The following is a 6,360-nucleotide window of genomic DNA, read 5'->3' on the forward strand; positions in this document are numbered from 1 at the left end:
CTCATATGTTGCATTTCCAGTTATAAAAGATGAATCCATTTGAAATTTCCCGAATCCATCAATCGATCCAAATACAAAACCACTGACTGCAGTAAATAAAAAACTATTAGTTTGGCATGTAATTTCATACCACTTGCAGTCAAAATGATTTGTTTCATAATCGTACTTATTTAAATACAATACATTTTCCATATAGAATTCAGCACGGTTAACTTGTTCCGTAGTTATTCCTTCTGTATTTTCATAACTATTTAATGTATCTTCCATAAATTCGCCTTCCGCAGCCTTTACATCATTCATAAACATCATGGATAACACCAAGATTCCTAAACACAACAAAAGTTGCTTCATCATCTGACACCTCCGTTCATGAGTGTCATCAACAAGACCAGTAGTGGCATGCACACGAAGAAAGCGACTCTCAACACCACGCCTTTTTTAATTTCGATTTCTTCTTGCTCACTGAGTGGTTGGTTGTATTCCAATTCGTAGTGGCGGCGGGCTTGATCCAATTGCTTTTTCGCCAATCGATCGATCGTCTGTTCCACCCATTTATGGACGGTTCGCTGCAAAATCATCATTTTTTGTAAGATGGCCATTTCTGTTCACATCCTTTTATGTCCGGTTTAAGAAGAAATCTCTTGAATTACCTGTTCCCCAGAAACGAGAGGTTCCAAATCGTGGGCATCCACCTTCAGTTCTCCATGTTCATTCATCCATGTGATGGTAGATGTAAGGATTAAGACGGGTTGATCCCCAGGATTCACAAACTCATCGTCAATCMCTGTTAAGGTCACTTTGTAGATGGCATATACTTTGTACATGTCGTCTTGCTTGCGAACGGAAATGTTATAAATCTCAAGATCTTTCATTTTACTGACGTCCACATCTTGCGACGTTTCATTCTCTGCGAGCGTTTGTTCCACTTCGTTGCGATAACGTTTCGTAAAGTAATCAATTGAGCCGCCTTGCAGGGTATCCGTTAAAAACTGTTCGGTTAGTGTGAACACGTCTTTTTCCTCGTTTTCAGAAGCCTTATAATTTTCGACATTCTTCGACAAATCCGCATTTTTTTGTTTTAAATCTTGATTGGTCGCAAATAAGTTAAATGCTACGATAACTAAAGCCACTACAAGAAACATCAGTAAGAGCTGTACGAGTTTCAAACGATTTTGCATAAGTTCTCCCTCCTGTTAGACAGGTTCATCGGATGCTAAATACAACATGGGATTGAGTCTTGTTCCGAACATCTGGTCCGAATGAATTTCAAAATGCAGATGGTCACCGGTCGAACGTCCCGTTGAGCCACATTGTCCGATCACTTCTAGCTGTCGCACTTCTTGCCCCACTTCCACCCCAATGCGACTCAAATGCGCATAGGCGGTAAAAAGATTGTTGACATGTTGGATGACGACGATGTTGCCGTACGTGTTGGTCGGATAACTACTTGAAAATTCCGCATACACGACTTTTCCTTCCTTCGCGGCATAAATCGGCTCCGGACTGCTGCACGCAAAATCAACGCCTTCATGGTTACTGATTTCACCGGTCACTGGATGAATACGCACCCCGTAATTGGAATTCACTTTCACATTCGGAATGGGCGCTGCGAAATCTCCCGTCAGGACGGTACAATTCATCGTCAACCCGCCAAGTGAACTGACAATTGACGTAATGGTCGGTACCCAATGCGCATTGAGATTCGTCGGGTCATTTTCAGCACCAATCGGTGCATAGACACTTCCGAGATCGACAATGGTGACTTTCCCGTCTTGTATGATGCGGTTGTGGAGTGTTTGCCCCATCGCCATCAATCCTTCTTCCAGCGTCGCAAAGTTCATCAATCCATCCGTCCCCATCAAACCACCCGGGTTATTTTTCGTGATCACCGCATTCGACGTGCCATTCGTTGTTTCATGCAGCGCAATCGCCGCCATCAGCACCGGGTCAATTCCATTGTCATTCGCAATCTGCAGGAAGAGGTCTCCTTTGCCTGAAAAGACGCCTGCCGTGCTTAATTTCGCTTCCCAGCGTTCTTCATTGATTTCTCCATTCACCGCACAATACGTGCCTCCTGAAGCATCTGAAAGGGCTTGTACGTTTTGGTCCGGGTTTTCCAAATCAAATCCTTTGTCTTTGCCGTTCATGGCCATAAACATAGGGAGAACCAACAGGAGAATCGCGGTGCCGAGAATCACCAATCCGATAGGATTGAAGAAAACCTTCACGAGAAGCATGTGGCCAAAGGTCTTGGCGGTTTCCTTTGCGTTCATCTCCTCACCCCTTCTCCTTAAATCGTGATGTCGTTAATGCTCTTTTGCTCAAACCACAACATTTCGGTCACGTCATTCAACTGCACTTCCAGTTTGATTTTTTTGGAACCGGTGTAGAAGATTCCTTTTCCTGCCTGTTCTTTTTTCTTGCCGTCTTTTAAGATGAGCGTTTCTCGTTCGCCTTTGGAGAAGGTATTGCCGAGTTCTTCTTCCAGGAACTTTAATTCTTCTTCACTCATCGGCAAGTACAAACGCTGGACCGATTGTGTGATAATCGCTTTTCCGTAGTTTCGGTTCTCATCACGCGCGGACAAAAAATCTTCTACCGACTGAGAAGCTGTGGTAATGCCACAGTTGAAAGATCGCAGCACTTTCATCATGAAATAGATAAATTCCATGGCTTTCGGTACCTTCGGGTCTGCGATGACATGCGCTTCATCAATGAAGATTTCACTCGGTTCTCTGTCACCACTCATAATCTCGTACGTCGTATGCGAGAGAATGTTATAAAAGAGAATACGTTGAATTTTTTCATTATTGCTCATCTCTTTTAAGTCGTAACACACCAGGTCATTATCGATGCTGATGTTGGTGTGGCCGTTAAAGAGTTCCGAGTACATCCCCGTGACATAGGTTTTGAGCGTTGTATGGAAATCACGGATCGTTTCAAATAAATACGGATCGTCTTTTTGATCTTTTTCAATGAGTTCATATAAATCTTGTAAAGTCGGATAATCGATAGCCGTCAATGAACTGGTGTTGGTCGAATCCGTAATCCCTTTTTCAGCATAGACTTTTTGAATATAGCTACTTAATATCTCTTCCTGTAAATCGGTCATGCCGTTATACATGAGGCGGAACATGACTAATAGATTCGAAATCTTCGTTAATAGGATATTGCCAAATTCCGTTTCCTCAACAATGACTTTTTCACTGACTTTCGGAAGGTCCAGTGGATTGATGCGATTGCCGCCTTTTAATTGGAATTTCACCCAAGCCCCACCCAAATCGGCATAAGAACGTCCGAATTCACCTTTCGGATCCACGGTAATAATTTTGCGCCCGAGCATGTGCTTGTTTGTCATGTTGGCGAACAGATACGTCGATTTTCCGATTCCGGAAATCCCGATAACAAACTCATGTCGATTTAATAAGGTGGTGTCATCGACAATCACGACATTTCCGGTCGTCATGTTGCGACCTTTAATTAAGCCGGTCTGAGAGAACATTTCATTTTCATGAAACGGAAAGAAATAGGAAATGGCTTCGGAATTGCTCATCTTGTAGGTCAGCTCATCCACTTTGTTTTCATTCAGGGGCAGGAAGGAACGGAAGGCGTCAATAGCTCGATCCGTTGGGTTATGGATAATCCCAATTTTGGAGAATTTGCTTTTCACGGTCGTGGTCAATTGATCGAGCTCCTCGATGGAACTCGCCACTAAGTGAATCAGGGTGTGGAATAAGAAGATTTTATCGTTTCGATACGCGAGATTCTTCAGCATCTCTGATGCACTGTCAATCTGCCCTTGCGATTCGATGATGGTATTTTCGTCCGCAAAACGTGTATTCATCTTCATGCGGTTTTGTTTGATGCTTTTGACGAGCTGCGAACGCACTTCGCCCGTATGGTATTCCTGTACATAATTGATGATGGACACGTTTTCTGGAATTTCCGTGACTTGTTGGATTTTATTTTGGTCTTGCACCGGATCGTAATCGACAATCAACAGTGAACGGGTGTAGTTAGCCCCCACACGGACGTACGAATCGTATTCCGTGATGTTATCTGGTGCCAAGACGGTGAGGAGTGATTGATTCATGCCTCTGACTGTATCTTCAAAACTCGCTTCTTCTTTTTTGTTTGGGCGTAGTAGTTGTGTAAACCAATTCATCGTCTCGTCACCTCCTTATTCAAAACGCTCGTTCATTTGATTCTTGTAGTAGTTCAACAATTCTTTCGCTGTGTTTTTCCCGATGATCACGTCGGCACTAGCGTTCGTTTTGCTGATGATGTTCTCGCCTTGGGCTTGTGCATTTTCAAAATCGATACAGGCATAGTAAAACTTCAGCAACTCATCGTTGTTCAATACCTTCACGTCGAGCTTTTCATACCCACTCAACATCATTTCAAGTTTCGACTTCAAGATGTTTGCGGTCATATCCATCTTCATGTAATCCTTTTCCGGGCTGGTCATCGGTTTAGAAATCACCAGATAGCGTTTTCGCGTTACCATGTTTTTGGATTTCTGAATGCGCTCAATTTGACTCATGTAGCCTTCTTTCAACACGCGTTTCGCGTAAGATGAATCCGTCCCCAATTGGTCATTGAACCACATCAAGTAATTCGTTAAATTAATCGGTTGCGCCACTTGCATGATTTGAATTTGTTTTTCACCTGAGTCATTCAAAAACGCTTGATAGGCTTCGAGCACTCGTTCCTTGGAGGCTTCATTCATCAACGATAAATTGACCGAAGATATTTCCAACACTTTGATTAACGTGCGATTCGACGATTCAATGCAGCCGTTCGCAATGTTCATCAATCCAAGTTCGGTACGTGTATCGCCATTGCTACGACTCATCGGTAAGTCCCCTTTCGCATAATAAAACTCTTTCTTTCGCCATTTTGCTTGTAGTTTCCACATTACTTTGTATTGGAGGAGTGACAGGTTTTTTCGAACTGGATGTTTGTTGAGTTGAAAAACGGCGACCAGTAATGTCGGTGCAAATGCAATCAACATCATCTTTTGATCAAGATGTCCCATTTTGTACAGCAGGTAAGAAATAATGATGCCCAAAACCACAAACGGGGATAAGACAAATACATCTTGAAAGGAAATATTGCCGTATAAGTATTTCTTGGTGTCGATATTCAGAGGCAATTCGACTTTTCCAGAAGAGCGCAATCGTTCTTGTCGTTCAAAGTAACCTTCGGAACGCATAGCTATCACATCTTTCTAGGTTAGAGATTCGTTTGAACATAATCGATGACGGGACGAGCAAGTAAAAACAAAACAACGCCAACTACACATAACTTAATGCCGTTCTTGAATTTTGGGGAAGATTGTTCATCTCCAGCCCAGACCCCAATGGCGCAAATCAACAGCCCGATCGCAAAGATGGTAATAAACGTCGCTTGCATGTCGCTAAACAACGTATCTAAAAAACCTTGAATTCTTTCAAACATTTCCTCCACCTCCTAAATCTTGTATTATTCCCACTTTATCAAGTTGCCACAATAAAGGCAAGTTAAATAACCATATTTTACATGGGTACTATATCCTTTTCTATTTAGGTAGTAAGTTCAAGTATTACTTTGATTTCAAGGGTTCTTAATTCAAGAGAATACAAAATATGGGTTAAATAATTTAATTTATAAATAAAAAAAGGTTGAGAAGCATTACCTTCTCAACCACGCTAGTAACTCATCTCGTTTAACTTCCAATTCCGGAGATAACCCTTCATCCTCTTCGACAGCATCTGGATTTTGACGCCTTTCCCGATGTTTTTCAAACCAATCTGGCACGTTCTCTTCTTTTCTCTCGAACCCACCTTTTTGTTCCTGGTCACACAACCATTGCTTCTTGTCCTCTACAGCTTTCGTGAGCCTCGCTTGAATGCTTTTAATCTTGCCAGGTGTCCGWTCAAGGGAATAGTTTAACGCATCTGCATATTGATAATCGCTCAAGATGGATGCATGGCCTAAATAATGATTCGCTATATCTTGTATCTGAATATGGTCATCTATCAATCTCTTTTGATGCTTTTTCAGCACATCTTTGATAACAACCGGAATCTCCAATTGTCCAATGTCTTGATAGATCTTATATTCAGTCTCTTTAAAGTCAGTATCACTAAGGTCAGTATCATTAGTGTTAAAATTTTTAACTTCTTGAAGTAAAGAATTTTGATTTCTTGAAGTTAAATTTTTTAACTTCTGTTGGGGCTCTAAGGATGACGAATTTTCATTCTTCTCTTGTAATTCCAATACATCCTCATTCGTCACCTGTGGTTTCAATAAATAAAGACGATTTGATTGCGATAAACCCATTCGTTTTTCTTCAAGCAACTCAGCCTTTTGCAGTTC

At 41.8% G+C, this 6,360-nt stretch carries 6 protein-coding genes and 2 pseudogenes; all 8 read right to left on the minus strand.

Annotated features, from left to right (window positions below; genetic code table 11):
- Window positions 1-354 (minus strand): annotated as a pseudogene (locus AC1DSL_RS15035) (conjugal transfer protein TrbL family protein); the annotation flags it as partial.
- Window positions 351-599 carry a hypothetical protein gene (locus AC1DSL_RS15040; protein ID WP_477532795.1) on the minus strand — a complete coding sequence of 83 codons (249 nt, stop codon included), beginning with the start codon at window positions 597-599 and terminating at the stop codon, window positions 351-353. The pseudogene AC1DSL_RS15035 and the gene AC1DSL_RS15040, both read right to left, overlap by 4 nt.
- Window positions 600-626: 27 nt before the next feature.
- Entirely contained in the window at window positions 627-1,178 is a 552-nt protein-coding gene (locus AC1DSL_RS15045; RefSeq protein ID WP_477532796.1) for a hypothetical protein, read from the minus strand.
- Between the two features lie 15 nt (window positions 1,179-1,193).
- Window positions 1,194-2,273 (minus strand): M23 family metallopeptidase, encoded by a 1,080-nt coding sequence (locus tag AC1DSL_RS15050; protein ID WP_477532797.1) that lies wholly within the window; start codon window positions 2,271-2,273, stop codon window positions 1,194-1,196.
- A gap of 17 nt (window positions 2,274-2,290) precedes the next feature.
- A complete protein-coding gene (locus AC1DSL_RS15055; protein WP_477532798.1) occupies window positions 2,291-4,165 on the minus strand; it encodes a VirB4 family type IV secretion system protein in 1,875 nt (624 codons plus the stop codon).
- 15 nt (window positions 4,166-4,180) lie between these two features.
- Window positions 4,181-5,215 carry a TrsD gene (locus tag AC1DSL_RS15060; protein WP_477532799.1) on the minus strand — a complete coding sequence of 345 codons (1,035 nt, stop codon included), beginning with the start codon at window positions 5,213-5,215 and terminating at the stop codon, window positions 4,181-4,183.
- Between the two features lie 20 nt (window positions 5,216-5,235).
- Window positions 5,236-5,460: a hypothetical protein gene (locus AC1DSL_RS15065; RefSeq protein WP_477532800.1), complete on the minus strand. Its 225-nt coding sequence runs from the start codon at window positions 5,458-5,460 to the stop codon at window positions 5,236-5,238.
- A 213-nt stretch (window positions 5,461-5,673) separates the two neighbouring features.
- Window positions 5,674-6,360 (minus strand): annotated as a pseudogene (locus AC1DSL_RS15070) (hypothetical protein); the annotation flags it as partial.

Source organism: Paenisporosarcina sp. P4_D4 (genome assembly GCF_056401835.1).